At 66.9% G+C, this 17,159-nt stretch carries 16 protein-coding genes; 7 read left to right on the forward strand and 9 right to left on the reverse strand.

Translation table 11 applies throughout. From position 1 onward, the window contains the following. The first annotated feature begins 195 nt into the window (after positions 1-195). Positions 196-2,139, forward strand: a complete 1,944-nt coding sequence (locus F9929_RS16165) for a nucleoside-diphosphate sugar epimerase/dehydratase (protein WP_193227802.1) — start codon at positions 196-198, stop codon at positions 2,137-2,139. Positions 2,140-2,146: 7 nt separating this feature from the next. Here the strand turns inward: F9929_RS16165 and F9929_RS16170 are convergent, their stop codons facing one another. The 5 genes from F9929_RS16170 to hisB are packed head-to-tail and all read right to left on the reverse strand — an operon-like array spanning position 2,147 to position 5,654. After that, the gene (locus tag F9929_RS16170; protein ID WP_152047619.1) at positions 2,147-3,154 is read right to left on the reverse strand and encodes an NAD-dependent epimerase; all 1,008 of its coding nucleotides are present in this window, start codon (positions 3,152-3,154) and stop codon (positions 2,147-2,149) included. After that, positions 3,151-3,891, reverse strand: a complete 741-nt coding sequence (hisA, locus tag F9929_RS16175) for a 1-(5-phosphoribosyl)-5-[(5-phosphoribosylamino)methylideneamino]imidazole-4-carboxamide isomerase (RefSeq protein ID WP_152047620.1) — start codon at positions 3,889-3,891, stop codon at positions 3,151-3,153. The genes F9929_RS16170 and hisA overlap by 4 nt, the downstream gene beginning before the upstream one ends. Then, positions 3,891-4,547: an imidazole glycerol phosphate synthase subunit HisH gene (hisH, locus tag F9929_RS16180; protein ID WP_235919358.1), complete on the reverse strand. Its 657-nt coding sequence runs from the start codon at positions 4,545-4,547 to the stop codon at positions 3,891-3,893. The genes hisA and hisH overlap by 1 nt, the downstream gene beginning before the upstream one ends. Then, positions 4,540-5,049, reverse strand: coding sequence for a DUF2628 domain-containing protein (locus F9929_RS24500; RefSeq protein ID WP_152047622.1), 510 nt, complete (start codon positions 5,047-5,049; stop codon positions 4,540-4,542). Before F9929_RS24500 ends, hisH begins: the two co-directional genes overlap by 8 nt. Continuing rightward, complete coding sequence (hisB, locus tag F9929_RS16190) at positions 5,046-5,654, reverse strand: imidazoleglycerol-phosphate dehydratase HisB (RefSeq protein WP_152047623.1); 609 nt, start codon at positions 5,652-5,654, stop codon at positions 5,046-5,048. The genes F9929_RS24500 and hisB overlap by 4 nt, the downstream gene beginning before the upstream one ends. A 168-nt stretch (positions 5,655-5,822) precedes the next feature. Here hisB and hslV point away from each other — a divergent pair, with 168 nt between their 5' ends. From hslV to F9929_RS16210, 4 genes are all read left to right on the forward strand, one after another. Continuing rightward, a complete protein-coding gene (gene hslV, locus F9929_RS16195) occupies positions 5,823-6,389 on the forward strand; it encodes an ATP-dependent protease subunit HslV (RefSeq protein WP_152047624.1) in 567 nt (188 codons plus the stop codon). Between the two features lie 65 nt (positions 6,390-6,454). Beyond that, a complete protein-coding gene (locus F9929_RS16200) occupies positions 6,455-6,961 on the forward strand; it encodes a hypothetical protein (RefSeq protein WP_152047625.1) in 507 nt (168 codons plus the stop codon). Between the two features lie 109 nt (positions 6,962-7,070). Next, the gene (locus F9929_RS16205; RefSeq protein WP_152047626.1) at positions 7,071-8,006 is read left to right on the forward strand and encodes a substrate-binding domain-containing protein; all 936 of its coding nucleotides are present in this window, start codon (positions 7,071-7,073) and stop codon (positions 8,004-8,006) included. Between the two features lie 52 nt (positions 8,007-8,058). After that, complete coding sequence (locus F9929_RS16210; protein ID WP_152047627.1) at positions 8,059-10,290, forward strand: methyl-accepting chemotaxis protein; 2,232 nt, start codon at positions 8,059-8,061, stop codon at positions 10,288-10,290. 3 nt (positions 10,291-10,293) lie between these two features. Here the strand turns inward: F9929_RS16210 and F9929_RS16215 are convergent, their stop codons facing one another. After that, on the reverse strand, positions 10,294-11,160 hold the full coding sequence (locus F9929_RS16215; protein ID WP_407922245.1) for a glycosyltransferase family 2 protein: 867 nt from the start codon (positions 11,158-11,160) through the stop codon (positions 10,294-10,296). Then, positions 11,142-13,214, reverse strand: a complete 2,073-nt coding sequence (locus F9929_RS16220; RefSeq protein ID WP_152047628.1) for an HAD-IIB family hydrolase — start codon at positions 13,212-13,214, stop codon at positions 11,142-11,144. The genes F9929_RS16215 and F9929_RS16220 overlap by 19 nt, the downstream gene beginning before the upstream one ends. Positions 13,215-13,373: 159 nt before the next feature. On the opposite strand from F9929_RS16220, the gene F9929_RS16225 reads away from it, so the two are divergent. Beyond that, the gene (locus tag F9929_RS16225) at positions 13,374-14,342 is read left to right on the forward strand and encodes a glycosyltransferase family 4 protein (RefSeq protein ID WP_235919359.1); all 969 of its coding nucleotides are present in this window, start codon (positions 13,374-13,376) and stop codon (positions 14,340-14,342) included. Further along, positions 14,342-15,523 (forward strand): glycosyltransferase family 4 protein, encoded by a 1,182-nt coding sequence (locus F9929_RS16230; RefSeq protein ID WP_152047630.1) that lies wholly within the window; start codon positions 14,342-14,344, stop codon positions 15,521-15,523. The genes F9929_RS16225 and F9929_RS16230 overlap by 1 nt, the downstream gene beginning before the upstream one ends. On the opposite strand, the gene F9929_RS16235 is transcribed toward F9929_RS16230, so the two are convergent. Beyond that, complete coding sequence (locus tag F9929_RS16235) at positions 15,520-16,503, reverse strand: glycosyltransferase family protein (RefSeq protein ID WP_152047631.1); 984 nt, start codon at positions 16,501-16,503, stop codon at positions 15,520-15,522. The two genes, F9929_RS16230 and F9929_RS16235, sit on opposite strands and share 4 nt — an antisense overlap. After that, positions 16,500-17,135 (reverse strand): hypothetical protein, encoded by a 636-nt coding sequence (locus F9929_RS16240; protein ID WP_152047632.1) that lies wholly within the window; start codon positions 17,133-17,135, stop codon positions 16,500-16,502. The genes F9929_RS16235 and F9929_RS16240 overlap by 4 nt, the downstream gene beginning before the upstream one ends. Positions 17,136-17,159: the final 24 nt, after the last annotated feature.

The raw sequence follows: 17,159 nt of genomic DNA on the forward strand, positions 1-17,159 counted from the left end.
GGCGGATTTTCCATGCAAAAGGCGCTTTTCCCTCCTTTTCTCCGCGTCTGACGATCCCGCGCAGCGTGTGGCGCGATGACAGAAGCCGCTTCCTGGCTTAGAAAGCTCCCGGCCGGCGGTTTTTCGCGGACCGTTTGAAAGGGAAAAGGTGCCGAGCGTATGCGCGTCGCTCTGACGAGGTCCGGAACGGCCCGCATGCTGTTTCTGCGCGGCATCGCGCTGACGCACGACGTCGTCATCGGCGCGCTCGCCATGCTTTTGTCGCTGGGCCTCCGGCTCGGCGACGAGGTCTTCATGCTGGATGCGGAGGCTTATCTCGTGGCCTCGCTCGGCTTCGGCGTTCTGGTCGGCACGGTCGGGCTCGGCGTCGGGCTCAATCGCGGCATCTGGCGCTATGCTTCGCTGCCCGAGCTGATCTCGGTGGTGAAGACGGCGACGATCTCCGTTCTTTTGTTCGTCTTTGTGCACTTCCTCGTGGTGCGTCTCCAGCTCATTCCGCGCTCGACGCCGCTCATCACCTGGGCCTTTCTCGTGGTGATGCTGGCCGCCCCGCGCGCCGCCTACCGCATGTTCCGCAACCATCGCGACACGGTGCGGCCGGGCGCCAAGCCGCGCCAGCCGGCCAAGCGCGTGATCCTGATCGGTGCCAACGACAATGCCGACGCTTTCCTGCGCCGCATCAGCGAGCAGACCGGCCCGAACTACAAGGTGCTCGGCATCATCGACGAGCGCGGCCGGCGCACCGGGCGCTACATTCGCGGCGTGCCGATCCTCGGCACCCTCGACCGCCTTCCCGCCATCGTCAGGCGCTTCGAGAAGGAGGGGAAGCGGCCGGATGCCGTGATCCTCGCCCGCTCGCGCGAGGAATTCGAGCGCCATGCCCCGATCGAGGACCTGATCGAACTGGCGAGCGGGGAGGGACTGCCGCTCCTTCGCATGTCGGACATGCTGGACATGCGCGACGTGTCCGAGCCCGTCGAGATCCGCCCGATCCGCCTCGAAGACCTTCTCGGGCGACGGCCGAGGCGTTTGTCGAAGGACACGGTGTCGAACCTCATCGCGGGCCGCACCGTTCTCATCACCGGCGGCGGCGGCTCCATCGGCTCCGAACTCGCGCGCCAGATCGCGGCGCTGGAGCCGGCGCGTCTCGTGATCGTCGACGCCAGCGAGTTTCTTCTGTTCGAGGCCGAGAACGACCTTCGCCGCCTCGCGCCCCAGCTCGACGTCCTCGCCCTCATTGGCAACGTGCGGGAAGCCGCGACGATCGAGCGGATCTTTGCCAGCGTCAAGCCGGAGATCGTGTTCCACGCCGCCGCCCTCAAGCACGTGCCGATCGTGGAAGCGCAGCCCTTGGAAGGGCTCTTCACCAATTCGATCGGCTCGCGCAACGTGGTGCGCGCGGCCGTCAAGGCCGGCGTCCGCGCCATGGTGATGGTGTCGACCGACAAGGCGGTGAACCCCGCCAACGTCATGGGCGCAACCAAGCGCCTCGCCGAAATGGTGTGCCAGGCCGAGGACATCGCGGCGGGCACGGAAGGCACGCGCTTCGTCACCGTGCGCTTCGGCAACGTGCTGGGCTCGGCCGGCTCGGTGGTGCCGACCTTCGAGAAGCAGCTCGAACTCGGCGGCCCGCTGACTGTCACCCATCCCGATATCGAGCGCTATTTCATGACCATCAAGGAGGCCTGCCTTCTTGTTCTGGAAGCGGCGGGCCAAGGGCTCCAGCATCGCGAGGAGCGCGGCCGCATCTTCGTTCTCGACATGGGCTCGCCGGTGAAGATCGCCGATCTCGCCCGCGACGTGATCCGCTTGTCGGGCCTTCGCCCTGAGGCGGACGTGAAGATCGTGTTCACCGGACTTCGGCCCGGCGAGAAGCTCTACGAGGAACTGTTCGACCGCGCCGAAACCCTGTCGCCGACCTCGGTGGAAGGTTTGCTGACGGCCTTCCCGCGCGCCATCGAAGCGCCGCTCGTGTCGCGCATTCTCGACGAGATGCAGCGCCATGTAGAGGCGGCGGACACGGTCGCCGCGCTTCGGCTCCTCAGCGCCACCGTGCCCGAATTCACGCCGGGACGCGAAGCGGCGCGGCTGATGGGGCTCCCCGAAGACGCCGTTCTTCTGACGGAAGCCGGCGAATAAACCGGGTTCAGGCCGAATAGAACCGACGGAACCAGTCCACGAAGCGCGGCACGCCCTCCGAGACGTCGGTGCGCGGTTGCCAGCCGGTATCGCGCGACAGGGGCGCGATGTCGGCGAAGGTCGCGGGAACGTCCCCCGGCTGCATCGGCAGCATCACGAGGCGCGCTTCCCGCCCCGCCGCCGCTTCGATCGCGTGGATGAAGTCCATCAAGGGCGTCGGGCTGCCGCGGCCGATATTGTAGAGACGCCAAGGCGCAGCGGAACTTGCCGGATCGGGGCAGTCGCTGTTCCAGTCCGGGTTCGCGATCGCCGGGTGGTCGAGCGCGGCGAGGATGCCGGCCGCGATGTCGTCGATATAGGTGAAGTCGCGTGCGTGGTGGCCGTGGTTGAACACCTCGATCGGCTCGCCGGCAAGGATCTTCTTGGTGAAGATGAAGGGTGCCATGTCCGGCCGGCCCCAGGGGCCGTAGACCGTGAAGAAGCGCAGACCCGTCGCCGGCAAGCGATAGAGATGGGCATAGGAATGGGCCATCGCCTCGTTGGCGCGCTTCGTCGCGGCGTAAAGGCTCAAAGGATGGTCCACCGCGTGCGTCGTGGAAAAGGGCATCGCCGTGTTGGCGCCGTAGACGGAGGACGACGAGGCATAAACGAGATGGGAGACGCCCGTGTGGCGGCAGCCTTCCAGGATGTTGAGGAAGCCGGTGAGATTGGCGTCGGCATAGTCGTGGGGGTGGAACTGCCCGTGCCGGACGCCGGCCTGGGCGGCCAGATGCACTACATGGGTGAAGCGCTCGGCCTCGAACATCGCTGCCATCGCCGGACGGTCGGCGATGTCGCCCTCCGTGAAGCGGATGTTCGGATGGGCATCGAAGCGCGCGATCCGCGCCCGCTTCAGCGCGAGGTCGTAATAGGGCGAGAAATTGTCGAGCCCGACCACCTCGGCCCCGCGCGCGGCAAGGAGAAGGGCGGTCTCGGCGCCGATGAAGCCGGCGGCGCCCGTCACCAGGACCTTCATGGCGCGGCCTTCAACACCCTCAACGCCTCGCCCGCTTCGATGCGCCCGTCGTAAAGCGCGCGACCCGAGATCGCGCCTTCGAGGATCGCGGCGTCGGGTTCGGCAAGGCGCCTGATGTCGTCCATAGAGGCGAGGCCCCCGGAGGCGATCACCGGGATCGGCACGGCATGGGCGAGCGCGATCGTGCCCTCCCAGTTGATGCCGGCCAGCACCCCGTCGCGGTCGATGTCGGTATAGATGATCGCGGCGACGCCGGCGTCGGCGAAGCGAAGCGCGAGATCGGTCGCGGTCAGTTCCGAACTTTCCGCCCAGCCTTCCACCGCCACATAGCCACCGCGCGCGTCGATGCCGACCGCGACCTGCCCCGGAAAGCGTTTGGCCGCTTCGCGCACGAGGCCCGGATCGCGCACCGCGACGGTGCCGAGGATGACGCGATGGAGGCCGAGACCGAGCCAGCGCTCGATGTCCTCCATCCGCCGGATGCCGCCGCCGAGTTGGACGCGCATCCCGTTTTCGACGCTCGCGAGGATCGCCTCCACCGCCTGCCCGTTGACGGCGCGGCCGGCGAAGGCCCCGTCGAGATCGACGACGTGGAGGTGCTCGAAGCCGGCCTCGCGGAAGGCGGTCGCCTGCGCGGCCGGGTTCTGATTGTAGACGGTCGCCTCGGCCATGTCGCCCAGCTTCAGGCGCACGCATTCGCCGTTCTTCAGGTCGATCGCCGGAAAAAGAATGGGCATCAGGGCGTCCAGGACAGGAAATTGGTGAGAAGCTTGAGGCCGAGGCGCTGGCTCTTTTCGGGATGGAACTGCGTGCCGGCCTTGTTGCCGCTCGCCACCATGGCCGTCACCGGCCCGCCATAGTCGGTGGTGGCGAGAACATCCTGCGGCCGTGTCGCCATCAGATGGTAGGAATGGACGAAGTAGGCGTGGAGCCCATTCTCGCCGGTCGGAATGCCGGCGAGGAGCGGATGGTCGCCGTGGGCGTTGATCGTGTTCCAGCCGATCTGCGGAACCTTTAAGCCCGGGTCGCTCGGCACCATCGGCTCGACATCGCCGGGAATCCAGCCGAATCCTTGCGTGATCGTCTTCTCCAGGCCGCGCGAGGCCATGAGCTGCATGCCGACGCAGATGCCGAGAAACGGCCGGCCCCTCGCCTCGACGGTTTGGAGAAGCGCGTCTTCCATGCCCGGAACGGCGGCCAGCCCCGCGCGGCAATCGGCATAGGCACCGACGCCCGGCAGAACGACGCGGGTCGCTTTCGCGACCGCTTCCGGCTCGTCGGTCAAAAGGATGCGTGTGTCGAGGCCGGCTTCGCGGGCGGCGCGCTCGAAGGCTTTCGTCACTGACCGCAGATTGCCTGAGCCGTAGTCGATGATGGCAAGCGTTTCAGCCAAGGCGTCCGGCCCCCGTCCAGTTTCGCCACCCGCCGCGCTTGGCTTCCGCCGCGTTCGGGCGCGCCGCGAAGCGCCATGGCAGATGATGCGCGCCGGCGTCGCCGCCCGACGCGGTCGAAGCGAGGCTGCGGGCACCGGCATAATAGAAGATCGCTGCTTCCCCGGCATTGGCCGCCTGGAAAGCGCCGGTTTCGGCATAATGTTTCCGGCGGAAGCGCAGGCCGCGAAGGCTCGGGCCTTCCAGCGCCACGAGAAGCGCCAGAAGCAGCGCCAGCGGCACGGCGAGCGCGGAATAGCCTTGGGCGCCGAGCCAGCCGAGCCCGCCCGACACGAGAAACACGATCAGCGCGGAAAGAAAGAGCCCGTAGCGCAGGAGCCAGAGCCACGGAAACAGGAAGGCCCAGACGGAGAAGCCGTCGCGCACGAAGACCGCCCGTTCGCTGGGCGTGCCGGGCGGCGCGCCATCGGTGCGCGGCGGCTCGAAGACGACATAGCGCGTCACGCGAGGATGCCCTTGGTGGAGGGCACGAGATCGGCCTGGCGCGGATCGATGGCGATCGCATCACCCAGAACCCGCGCCACCGCCTTGAAGCAGGTTTCGGCGATGTGGTGGGCGTTCGCGCCGTAGAGATTCTGGATGTGCAGCGTGATCCCGGCATTCTGGGCGAGCGCCTGGAAGAATTCGCGCACGAGTTCGGTGTCGAAGGTGCCGATCTTTTCGCGCGGGAACTCCGCCTTGAAGACGAGGAACGGCCGGCCGGACACGTCCACGGCGGCGCGCGTCAGGCATTCGTCCATGGCGAGGTCGAGCGAGGCATAGCGGCGGATGCCGCGCCGGTCGCCGAGCGCTTGCCGGATCGCCTGTCCGATGGCGATGCCGGTATCCTCCACCGTATGATGGTCGTCGACATGGAGGTCGCCGTCCGTCGCGATCACCATGTCGATCAGCGAATGGCGGGCGAGCTGGTCCAGCATGTGGTCGAAGAAGCCGACGCCGGTTTGGACGTCGGCGCGGCCGGTGCCGTCGAGATCGACGCGCACGCGGACCTTGGTTTCCTTGGTCGCCCGTTCGACGCTCGCGTCCCGCCGTCCCGCCGTTTCGCCCATGTTCCGACCCTTGGTTCTTCGTTCTTCCCGGTCGAGTTTCGATTAGAACATCGCGGGGCCGGAGGGAACCGCTTCTTGGCGCTCCTCTCCTCGCTCATTACATGGCACGTGAAGTGCCGTTCGGTGACGAGCGGCGGATGATGAATCTTTCCAAGGCTTGGCGTTCCCATGGATTTCGAGAAGCACGATCCGGCAAAGATCTACGGCACGACGATCGTGACGGTGAGAAAGGGCGGCAAGGTCGTGGTGGCCGGCGACGGGCAGGTTTCGCTCGGCAACACGGTGATGAAGGGCAATGCGCGTAAAGTTCGGCGCATCGGCAAGGACGGTCAGGTGCTGGCGGGTTTCGCCGGCGCGACGGCCGACGCCTTCACGCTGCTCGACCGGCTGGAGGGTAAGCTGGAACAGTATCCCGACCAGTTGATGCGCGCCTGCGTGGAACTCGCCAAGGACTGGCGCACCGACCGCTATCTGCGCCGTCTGGAAGCGATGATGATCGTCGCCGACAAGAACATCACGCTGACGCTGACGGGCAACGGCGACGTTCTGGAGCCGGAAAAGGGCGTCATGGCCATCGGTTCGGGCGGCAACTATGCGCTCGCGGCCGCACGGGCGCTCGCCGAAACGGACTTCTCGGCCGAGGAGATCGCGCGCCGCGCCATGAAGATCGCGGCCGAGATCTGCATCTACACCAATGACAGCGTGATTCTCGAAGGCTTGGACGAGGCAGGCTGAAGCAGGCGGCATCCTTCGCGGCTTGTTTGTCGTTTCTAGCGCTGATCCGTCAGGGAGGAACGCGGGTGACCGAAACGGCCGAGAAGAGCGATCCCAAACTCTGGGAAAAGGTGAAAAAACAAGTCACGAAAGGCGGGAAGGGCGGGGAGCCCGGCCAATGGTCGGCGCGCAAAGCCCAAATGGCCGTCGCCGAGTACAAGAAAGAAGGCGGCGGCTACGAAGGCGAGAAGGACGAGAACAACAGCCTCCACCAATGGACGGAGGAGGACTGGGGCACGAAATCCGGCAAGACGAGCGGTGAAACGGGCGAGCGTTATCTCCCGAAGGAAGCCCGCGAGCATCTTTCGAAAGAGGAGTACGCTCGCACCACCGCCAAGAAGCGGCGCGACACGAAAAAGGGCAAGCAGTTCTCGGGCCAGCCGAAGGACGTCGCCGAAAAGACCGCGCCCTATCGCGATCACGACAAGGGCGCCACGCGCGACGAGCTTTACGCCGAAGCCAGGAAGAAGGGGATCGCGGGGCGGTCCAAGATGTCGAAAGCCGAACTCGAACGGGCGCTGAAGACCGGATAGGGCGGCTGCAGGGGGATCGGCGATCCCTGCCTATCGATTGGTGACTAAACGATATTTTTAGACAAGTTGCGCATGGATGGCGGTGTTCTAAACACCGGACCGGCCTGCAATGCTCAAGCGCCTTCCCCTGTTCCTAGCTTCGATGCTCTTGAGCGCTGCAACGCCTGCTTCCGCTGCAACGCTTGGCGTCGCCATGGCCCAGATGGACGACACGTTCCGTTCGTTGATCGCCGCCGGCATCCGCGACCATGCCGGAAAGCTCGAAGGCGTGACGCTGCGGGTCGAGGACGCGAAAGGCGATGTTGATCGCCAGATCCAGACAATGAAGGATCTTGTGGCTGCCAAGGTCGATGCTATCGTCGTCAATCCCGTTGATGGAGATACCGGACCTATCCTTTCGAAGATCGCGGCCGATGCGGGTATTCCGCTCGTCTACGTCAACAGCGAGCCGGTGAACGTGGACGAACTGCCGACCACGCAGAGCTTCGTCGCTTCCGACGAGAACGATTCGGGCACGCTGGAGACGCAGGAAGTCTGTCGACGTCTCGGCGGCAAGGGCGACGTGGTCGTGATGGTGGGTGAAACGCTTCATTACGCCGCCCGCCGCCGCACCGACAAGGTTCGCGAAGTGTTGGCGGGCCCCGACTGCAAGGACATCAGGATCGTCGAAATGCAATCGGCCGTATGGTCGAAGCCGTTCGGCGAGAAGCTGATGCGCGAATGGCTGGCCGCCGGCGTGAAGTTCGACGGCGTGATCGCCAACAACGACGACATGGCGCTCGGCGCGATCCAGGCGATGAACGCGAGCGGTCTGCCGATGAACAAGATCGTCGTCGGCGGGATCGATGCGACTGCGCCGGCGCTGGCGGCGATGGCCGCGGGCGATCTCGACGTCACCGTCTTCCAGAACGCCAAGGCGCAGGGCGCCAAGGCGGTCGACGCCGCGCTGGCGCTGGCGCGCGGCGAGAGCGTTCCGCGCGTCAACTACGTGCCGTTCGAACTCGTCACCTCAACGAACATGGCCGAGTATCTCGGCCGTAACTGACGTCGCTCGTCTCGCCCCGCCTTTCCCGCACAGTCCTTCGGTAAAACTTCCCATGTGGAATCGATTCGGCATCAGGACCCGCATCACGCTCGGGTTCGTTCCGCTGCTCCTTTTGATGACATTCAGCGCGTTCAATGCCCTGAACGGCATCGACGGCATCGCCGCGGTGTTTTCCAGCTATCGCGACAGCGCCGCCCGGAGCATCGCCATCGGCGAGATGAGCGACGATCTCCAAAGCGTGCGCAGCGCCGTCCTGAACTACAGTGCGACGCCCGGACGAGAGTTCGTGGACCGTTTCCACGCCGCCATCAAGGAGATGGAAACTCATCAAAAGGGGCTGGCCGACAGCGTCGCGAGCGATGCCGAAGGCACCGCCAAGCTGCGCGACGTCCAGAACGATCTCGCCCTCTACGTGTCGTCCTTCGAGGAATTCGTCCGCCTGCAGGATCGCCAACAGGTCGTGGTGTCCAAGGTCATGGAATTCGGCCCCTGGACGGTGATCGCTCTTTCGGACATCGCGCGTTCGGCTTGGCGTTCGGGTCAGACCGACGCCGTCTACAAGGCGGCCGACACGTCCGAAGCGGTGTCGCGGGGCCTCGTGGCGGCCGAACGGTTCCTTCGTTCTCAGGAAGCCCCGCAATACGCCGAGGCGGCGCGGCAGATCACCGACGCCAAGACGCGCATGAAGGCCCTGCGCGCCGGCGCCCTCGATCCACTGCAGATCAAGCGTATCGATGCGGCTTCCCGCATCCTGGACAATTTCGATCTCCGCCTCGGCGATGCCAAGGACGTCGTTCTCGCCCGCCGTTCCATCCTCGATGATCGGCTCGCCGTCGTTGGCCCCCAACTCCAGCAGCGCTTCGCCGCGCTTCAGGACGAGATCGTCGAGCGGCAGAAGGAACTCGGTCCCGAGGCCGAGGCGATGGCCTCGTCCACCGCGCGCACGACGCTCGTCATCTGCGTGCTGCTGATCGCCGTCGGCCTTGTTCTGTCCTGGGTCGTCGGACGCTTCATCTCGCAATCGGTGCGCGGCATGGCGGTGATGATGCAGCGCATCGCCGATGGCGACGCCGGCGTCGCCGTGGAGGGCGCCGAACATGGCCATGAGCTCGGCGCCATGGCGCGTTCCTTGCGCGTTTTCCAGGAAACCGGCCGCGCCAAGCTCGCCGCCGAGGCCGACGCCGAACGCGTCCGGGTTTCGGGCGAGAAGGAGCGCAAATCGCGCGAAAGCGAAAGGCAGGAAGACGCGCGCCGGATGGCCCACGCTTTCGAACAGCTCGCGCTCGGCCTCGCAGCCCTGTCGCGGGGCGACCTGACGGCGCGCATCGGCACCGTGGACCCCCGCTACAACGAGATCGCGCAGACCTTCAACCATTCGGTCGCGGCGCTCGAAGAGACCCTGTCCTCGGTGATCGGCTCCGTCGGCTCCATCCGCACGGGCCTCGGCGAGATCACGGCGGCGGCGAGCGACCTGTCGCAGCGCACCGAACAGCAGGCGGCCGGCATCGAGGAAACCTCCGCTGCGCTTTCGCAGGTGACGCTCGGCGTGAACCAGACGGCGGAAGGCGCGGTGCGGGCCAAATCCTCGGCGACGCAGGCCCTCGCCAATGCCGAGAAGAGCGGGGCGATCGTCGCCCGCGCCGTCGAGGCGATGTCCGACATCGAGCGCTCGTCGGCCGAGATCGGCAAGATCATCGGCGTGATCGACGAGATCGCCTTCCAAACGAACCTTCTGGCTTTGAATGCCGGCGTCGAGGCGGCGCGCGCCGGCGAAGCGGGGCGCGGCTTCGCAGTGGTCGCGCAGGAAGTGCGGGGCCTCGCGCAGCGCTCCGCAGAGGCGGCACGAGAGATCAAGGACCTGATCTCGGCGTCGGGCGCGCAGGTCGAGCGCGGCGTCGAACTGGTGACCGCGTCCGGCCGATCTCTCGACGAGATCGTCGGTCAGGTCGGCGAGATGGCCGGCGTCGTGTCCGAGATCGCGCGCTCGGCCAAGGAACAGGCGGTTTCGCTGCGCGAAGTCGCGGCGGCGTCCGACCAGATGGACAAGGTCACGCAGCAGAACGCCGCGATGGTGGAACAAACCACCGCCGCCGCGCAGTCGCTGGCAGCCGAGACCGAGGAACTGAGCCGTCAAACGGAGCGCTTCCGGACCGGGGCTTCGTCGGGCACGCCCGCGCGTTCGAGGGCACCCGCCGCGCCGGTTCGGCAGATGCGGCACGTGGGAAGAACCGGCGGCGCGCAGCGCAAGGCCGAGGTTGCGCCGGACGCATGGGAAGAGTTCTGATCCTTAGCTGAACAGGCGCTCGCCGCTTCCTTCGCGGGAAGCGGCGATTTCAGCGGGATCGGGCCGGCGCTTCAACGTGATGGCCGACCCGTCCTCGCTCCATTCGATGAGACCGCTGTCGCGGAACTGGCCGAGCCAATAGTCCATGCACCAGCGGCCGTGACGTTCCCGGAAAAGGGAGGCGTTGCGCAGGATATGGTCGAAGTGCTGGAGCGGCGGCACGCAGACAGGATGGTGCTGATGGTAGCTTCGCGCTCCGCCCGTCCAGAAGAAAGGCAAGCCGGACGCGGAAAGGCGCGCGGCGAAATCCGTTTCCTCCCCGCCATAGCCGACGAATGTCTCGTCCATGCCCCGGATGCGGGAATAGCGCTCGCGCGGCAGGGCGAAGGACAGGCCCCAAAGCTCGCCCGCATTCGGCTCCTGCCTGACACCGGTCTCGGGAACAACGGGCTTCGATGGATGAACGCGGCCGAGCGCGTCGAGGCGGGCGAAATCGATCCCGTCATCGGTCGCGCCTTCGGGCAGATACAGGACCTCGCCGAGAAACAGGCCCTCGCGCGTTTCCGCCGCTTTCAGGTAGTTCTCGACGGTCGTCGGCGACGGGATGCAGTCGACGTCGAGGAAAACGAGAAGCTCCCCCCTTGCTGTTTCCGCCGCCCGGTTGCGCGCGGCGGCCAGCGGCATTGGGTCGCCCGGCACCACGACGTGGCGCACCGGGCAGCCGGGGTCCGGCAGATCGGCGAAGGGAGCATCCTGCATCCAGGCGATCACCAGTTCGGCCGGCGGCTTGGTCTGGTGCTGAAGGCCGCGCATCAGGTTCGCCAGATGCGCCTCTCGCCCGCGAACCAGCGTCAGGACGCTGGCTTGCACGGCTGACGCGCCTTATCGCGGAAATGGAGAACGCCTTCGATGATGCCGCGCGCATGGGTGCGACGCGCGACATAGGAATGCGACAGGGCGGGCAGGCTCGCCAGATCGTCGGAGAAATTGCCGACGATGATGGCCTGCGGCATGGTGCGCAGCATCTCGATGTCGTTGCCGGAATCCCCCGCCACGAAGACCGCATCGGCGGGAAGGCCGAGCCGCTCGCGCACGAATTCCACCGCCGTTCCCTTGGAAGCGCGAAGCGGCAGGATGTCGAGATAGCGCCCGTGGCTGTGGATCACCGAGCAGACGAGGCCGGAGGCTTCCAGTCGGGCCTGCACGCGCGGCACGGTCTGGCGGCTGCCGTCCGAGAAGTAGCTGAGCTTGTGCGAGCGCTGTTCCAGCGGCGCCTGGGGGTGGATGCCGGGAAGATCGGCAAGGGCGGCGCGCGCCGACTCGCGGTCCCAGCGCCGCGAAACGATCTCGCGCCATTCGGCGTCCTGCGTGTAGGTCGTGCCGTTGGCGTCCAGATGATAGATTTCCGAGCCGACGGAGGTGATCATCACCTGCGGGCGCGGCGCGCCCTGCTGTTCCAGGATCGCCATGGCGCTGTGGAAGGAACGGCCGGTGGCGACGCCGAAGGCGAGGCCCCGCTGCCTTTCGCGCCAGTTGCGGAAGGTCCTGATGCTGTCCTCGCAGCCCACCAGCGTGTTGTCGATGTCGCAGATCAGGAGTTGCTCGGGCCGGGCGAGCGGCGCGACGGGCTTTGTGAGCGAGCGCAGAAGCGCGTGGTAGCGCTCCGCATGGCGCGTCCAGTCATAGGCCTCGGCCGCCTTGGCGCCGGCCTTGGCGTAGCGCTCCCAGACGGTGTCGTCGGCGAGGATCGACAAGCAGGCCTCGGATATCGCGTCCGGCGAGCGCGGATCGACCAGAATGCCGTTGCCGCACATTTCCACGATATCGTTCGGCCCGCCGGAATCGGTGGCGACAAGCGGCAGGCCGGCGGCGGAGGCTTCGAGCAGCGTCAGGCCGAAGGGCTCGTTCAGCGCCGGATTGACGAAAATCCCGCGCCGGTCGCGCGCATAGGCGTAGATCGCCGGCACATCCTCGGGCCGGTGGGTCTTGGGATAAGCGACGCGGCCGTAGAGATCGTAGCGGTCGATGAGGTGCAGGATCTCGGCGACGGTCTCGGCCATGTCGCCGTCGAGCGTCGCGAAATCCTCGCGCGTGCCCGCGACGATCACGAGATTGGCCTTTTCCTGAAGCGGGGGAGACTCGCCGAAGGCACGCACCAGCGCGGCAAGGTTCTTCTTGCGGACGGGGCGGGCGAGGGCGAGGATCGCAGGCTTTTCCGGCTCGCGCAGAAAACGGTCGATCGAGGCGTCCACGGCGGGGCAGGCGGGCGCGCCGGAAAAGCGTTCGAGATCGCTGCCGGGCGGCAGGATGCGGATGCGCCCCGCTTCATAAGCGCGGTAATCGGCCCATTGCACTTCCGCCTCGTCGCGCGAGGAAGCGATCACCACGGACGCGCGGGCAAGCGCCCCTTCCTCGGCCGCGATGCGCTCGCGAAGCGCGGGAACGGCATCGGCCGCGCTCCCCAGCGCCTTGGACTTCACCCGGCCGAGCGAATGGGCGGTGAACACGAAGGGAATGCCGAGCCGGTCCTCCACGATGGCGCAGACGCTCGCCGCATCGGCATAATGGGCGTGGAGGACGTCGGGCCGGCGCTTCTGAGCTTCGATGAAAACGATGAGGTTCTCGGCGAAGCTTTCCACCTCGCCGTGCAGCGCTTCCTTTTCGAGGTAATGCGGGCTGCGGGTCGGCAGGCGCAGGATTTCTACCTTCTCGTCGGCGCGCTCGTGCGCCACCGCATAATCGGGTCCCTGGCGGCCATGGAAGAGCCGCGTCGCGATCACGACGCGCTCGGTCCGCTTGTCCTTCACAGAGGCTTCCACGAGGTCCAGAAGGTAGCGGATATGGCCACCGGTATCGGCGGTCAGTCCATATTCCACATTCCTGGCGCGCAGGCACCCTTGAAGGGCGACATGGAGAACGAACATTAACTCTCCTTCCCTACGCAAGAATTTGTTTACAAAAGCGAGAGTCGAATCGGCATGACCGACGGAAAAGATGAACACGGAAAGATTCCGCTGCGGGTCGCTCAAGTCGCTCCGACAATTTTTCCCGTTCCTCCGAAAGACCATGGCGGTACTGAGCGGATGATCCACGATCTTTGCGTGGCGCTTCAGCGCTCCGGAGTCGAGGTAACGCTGTTTGGACCTTCGGACAGTGCGACAGATGTTCCGCTTGTGGGTAACCTTCCCAGTTTGAGTAGCCTGGAACGGAAATATGGTTCCGTGCCCCCTTCCATCCCCGCCGTTCTGGAAGCGGCGCGCATGGAGGATCTGCGGCTGCGCCTGGACGAGTTCGACATCGTCCATTGCCACGGCGAGTTCTTTCACGCGGCGCTCCTTGGGGAGAAGCGCCGCCATAGCCTGACCACGATCCACTGGCGGGTGGACGAACTCGACCGCGAGCTCTTCTTCGGCGCTTTTCCCGATCTGCCCGTCGCGGCGATCTCGGCTTCGCAGGAAAGCGGCCTGCTCCTTTCGAACCGGGCCGGCGTCGTGCATCACGGCATCGAGCGGGATCGCTATCGCTTTTCGGCCGGGCCGGGGCGTCACCTCGCCTTTATCGGCCGCATGACCGACCAGAAGCGCCCCGATACGGCGATCCGCGTCGCCACCGCCGCCGGGCGGGCGATCCGGCTCGCCGGCACGGTGGATGTCGGCAACCCGCTTTACTTCGAGCGCGAGGTGAAGCCGCTTCTTTCCAATGATGCCGTTTACGTCGGCCCGCTCGGCGACGCGGCGAAGGGCGAGCTTCTCGGGCAGGCGGAAGCGCTGTTGTTTCCGGTCGACTGGCCCGAGCCCTTCGGTCTCGTGATGATCGAGGCCATGGCCTGCGGCACGCCCGTTATCGCCTGGGATCGGGGCAGCGTGCGCGAGGTCGTGGAAGACGGCGTGACGGGCTTCGTGGTGCGCTCGGAAGAAGAAGCGCTCGCGGCGCTGGCGCGGATCGGCTCGATCGACCGGGCCGGGGTGCGGCGGCGTTTCGAGGAGCGCTTCACTTCCGACCGCATGGCGGCGGACTATGTGGCGCTCTACCGGAAACTTCTGAGCCATTGATGCGAACCGCCCTCGTCACCTGGGACTACCCGCCGTCGCCGAGCGGCCTTTCCACCGCCGCGCGAGAGATCGCCGAAAGCCTGAAGCTCGCCGGGGCCGACGTCACGGTTTTCTCCATGGGGCGGGACGACGAGGCCGCCATCGGCGGCATCCGCGTCGTCGGCTGCCGGATCGCGGACGAGGCCGGGCTCGGGCGCTTGAGGCTTTGGGGCGGGGTCGGGCATCTGGCCGCGCCGCTCGCCTTTCGCGACGCGGTTCTGGCCGAGCATATGCGCCGGCCTTTTGCTGTGGTGGAGGCGACGAACTGGTATGCGCCGGCGGTGTTTCTCGCCGGCCGGCCGGGTCTCGCGCTCGTCACCCGCAACTCGACGCCCTGCGCTTTTTCGCGCGATCCGCCATCGAGCGCGCGCGACCGCTTCGACGGCTGGATGTCCGACAAGCTGGAGCGGCGGCAGGCCAGGCACAGCGCGGGGCTGATCTCCAACACCGCCGACCACGCGCGGCGCATCGCCGTCGAATACGGGCTGGAGCAAGGCGCGCAGCCCCATGCCGTGATCGGCCTCAGCCTGCCGCCCGAGATGATCGAGCGCGGCAAGGCCGCCGCCTATCCGGCGCTCGAAGCGGGACAGGCGGCGCGGCTTCTGTTCGTCGGGCGGGCCGAGCACCGCAAGGGCTTCGACGCCCTCATGGAAGCCGCCGCCATTCTGGCGCGGGAAGCGGAAGCGGGTGGCCCGGACTTCGCCCTGCGTTTGGCGGGCGTCTCGGACGACGCCTTGGCCGGCGATCTGCCGGAAGCGGCGCGTCGCCGGATCGAAGCGCTCGGGCGCGTGGACGAAAGCGACCTCGCCGCTGAATATGCCGGCGCCCACGCGGTTCTGGCGCCTTCGCGCTATGAAAGCTTCGGTCTCGTCTATCAGGAAGGCATGGCCTATGGCCGGCCGATGGTGGCCTCCAACGAGGATGCGAGCGCGCGCGAATTTGTCGGGCAGGCGGGCGCGGGCGCCATGGCCGAAACGACGAGCGGACCGGCCTTGGCGGATGCGATCCGGGCCGTTCTCACGAACGCGGACTATCGGCGCTCGTTACGCGAAAAGGCGCTGCTGGCGACTGGCCGCTTCACCCGCCGGACCTTGGGCACCGAGACGCTGGCGCTTTACGAGAAAGCTCTGGCGCGGGTTTAAGGACGGTAGGGTTCGAGAAGCGCAGAGGCTTCCTCCAGCCGGCCGCGCCCTGGGTCCATCGCCTCGTAGCGGGCGGAGCGCTCCTCCACGTGGGCGCGCGTCAGATGGTGCCGGATCGCGCCGTGAAGCGTGATGAAGGAGCGCTGCCAGTCGCGGCGCGGGCGCTCGTGCACCGCGCCGCCATAGCGCACGGAACGGTGGTTCAGGCGGTACTGCGTGTCGGGAAAGAGGTCGGAGGCCGTGCCGTCGACGAGGTTCAGCCGGGGAAGGCCGATCGACACCGCGCCGCCGCGCTCGGCCAGCGCCGCGAGAGGACCGAGCAGCGCGCCCGTGCCCGGCTCCAGCACCTCGTCGGCGTCGAGCTGCAGCATCCATTTCGTTTGGGAAAGGGCGGTCAGCGCATTGCGCTGGCCCGCGAAATCGCCGCCGAGCGGGCGACGCCCGAGCCGCGCGGCACTGGGCCCGAAGCCTTCGATGTCGAGGGAGATGGGCTCGGCCTCGTCGCCATCCACGAGGATTAGCGCTTCCGCCGCCCAGGATGCGTGCTGACCGAGGGTCTCGAGGAGAGGATCGAGTTCCGCCGGGCGGCAGATGATCCCGAGCGCCACCGGACGGCTTTCGCGCAATGCCAGGTCTTCGAGCCGCGCGGCTGCGGCGAGCGGCGAATGGGGTTCCATCAACGCCTGGCGCTGGGCGTCTTCGACCGGCTCGATGCCGCGCGAAAGCCGTGTCGCGGCGATGCGCAGGGTGAAGATATCAAGCCCGTAATCCTGGTCGTCGCCGGACACGAACTCTTGTCTGCCGAGCCGGGCCGCCAGATCGACCCGGCACGCTTCCATATCCGCGTCCGCATCGATGAGCACGCCGCATGATGTGCAGGCGAGGGGAAAGCTGCGTCGTCGGCCGGTGGAAAAACGCAGGCTCCGGTCGCCGGGAGCCAAAGCCCTTGCGCCGCACAGGAAGCAACGGGGCGCGCTCATGCGGCCGCTCGCGGCCTTAGCGGGTGAAGCCGAAGCCGCCCTTGTGCCGCCATCGCCTCGAACCAGTTGCACTCGGCATTCCAGGCATGGCCGTCCCAACCGGCGAAGCCGAAGCCGTAGACGTCGATCCGCGTTTCCATCGGGAGTTCGCCGAGGAGATAAAGGCCGACGAGAAGCCCGGTGCTGGGCGCCGGTTGCGCCATGCCTGACATTGCCAGGATTTCCGCCGCTTGGGCATGCACGGCCTCGGGCAGGATGGTGGTCCGAAGCCCCAAGGGCTGCAGAATGGCCTGCGCTTCCGCCGTCCAGTCGCGCCCGTCCTCGTCGCCGGGGCGGGCGGGCTCGTCCTTGCGGGGGAAGGGAAACAGCACCTCCCGCGCACCGCGAAGAACGGGGCGCGTGGTGAAATCTGCATCCTCCAGCCATTCGCGCATCTGGCCGCCGTGATTGACGAGGGCGAGATGCGTCACGCGGCTGCCGGCCCGGCCGCCGAAGCCGGGCGCGTTGTTGAAGCGCACCACCCAGTCGGCCGCGTCGATCGCCTCCGCCGCCGCGTCCATGTCCGGCGCGTTGCCGACAACGGCGACGCTTCGCGGGGTCAAATCCAAGCCTTCGTCGGTTGGTTCGCTCATGCGCTCGCCCGCTTGCTCGTATCC

This window comes from Aureimonas psammosilenae, assembly GCF_009176975.1.
Lineage (GTDB): Bacteria > Pseudomonadota > Alphaproteobacteria > Rhizobiales > Rhizobiaceae > Plantimonas > Plantimonas psammosilenae.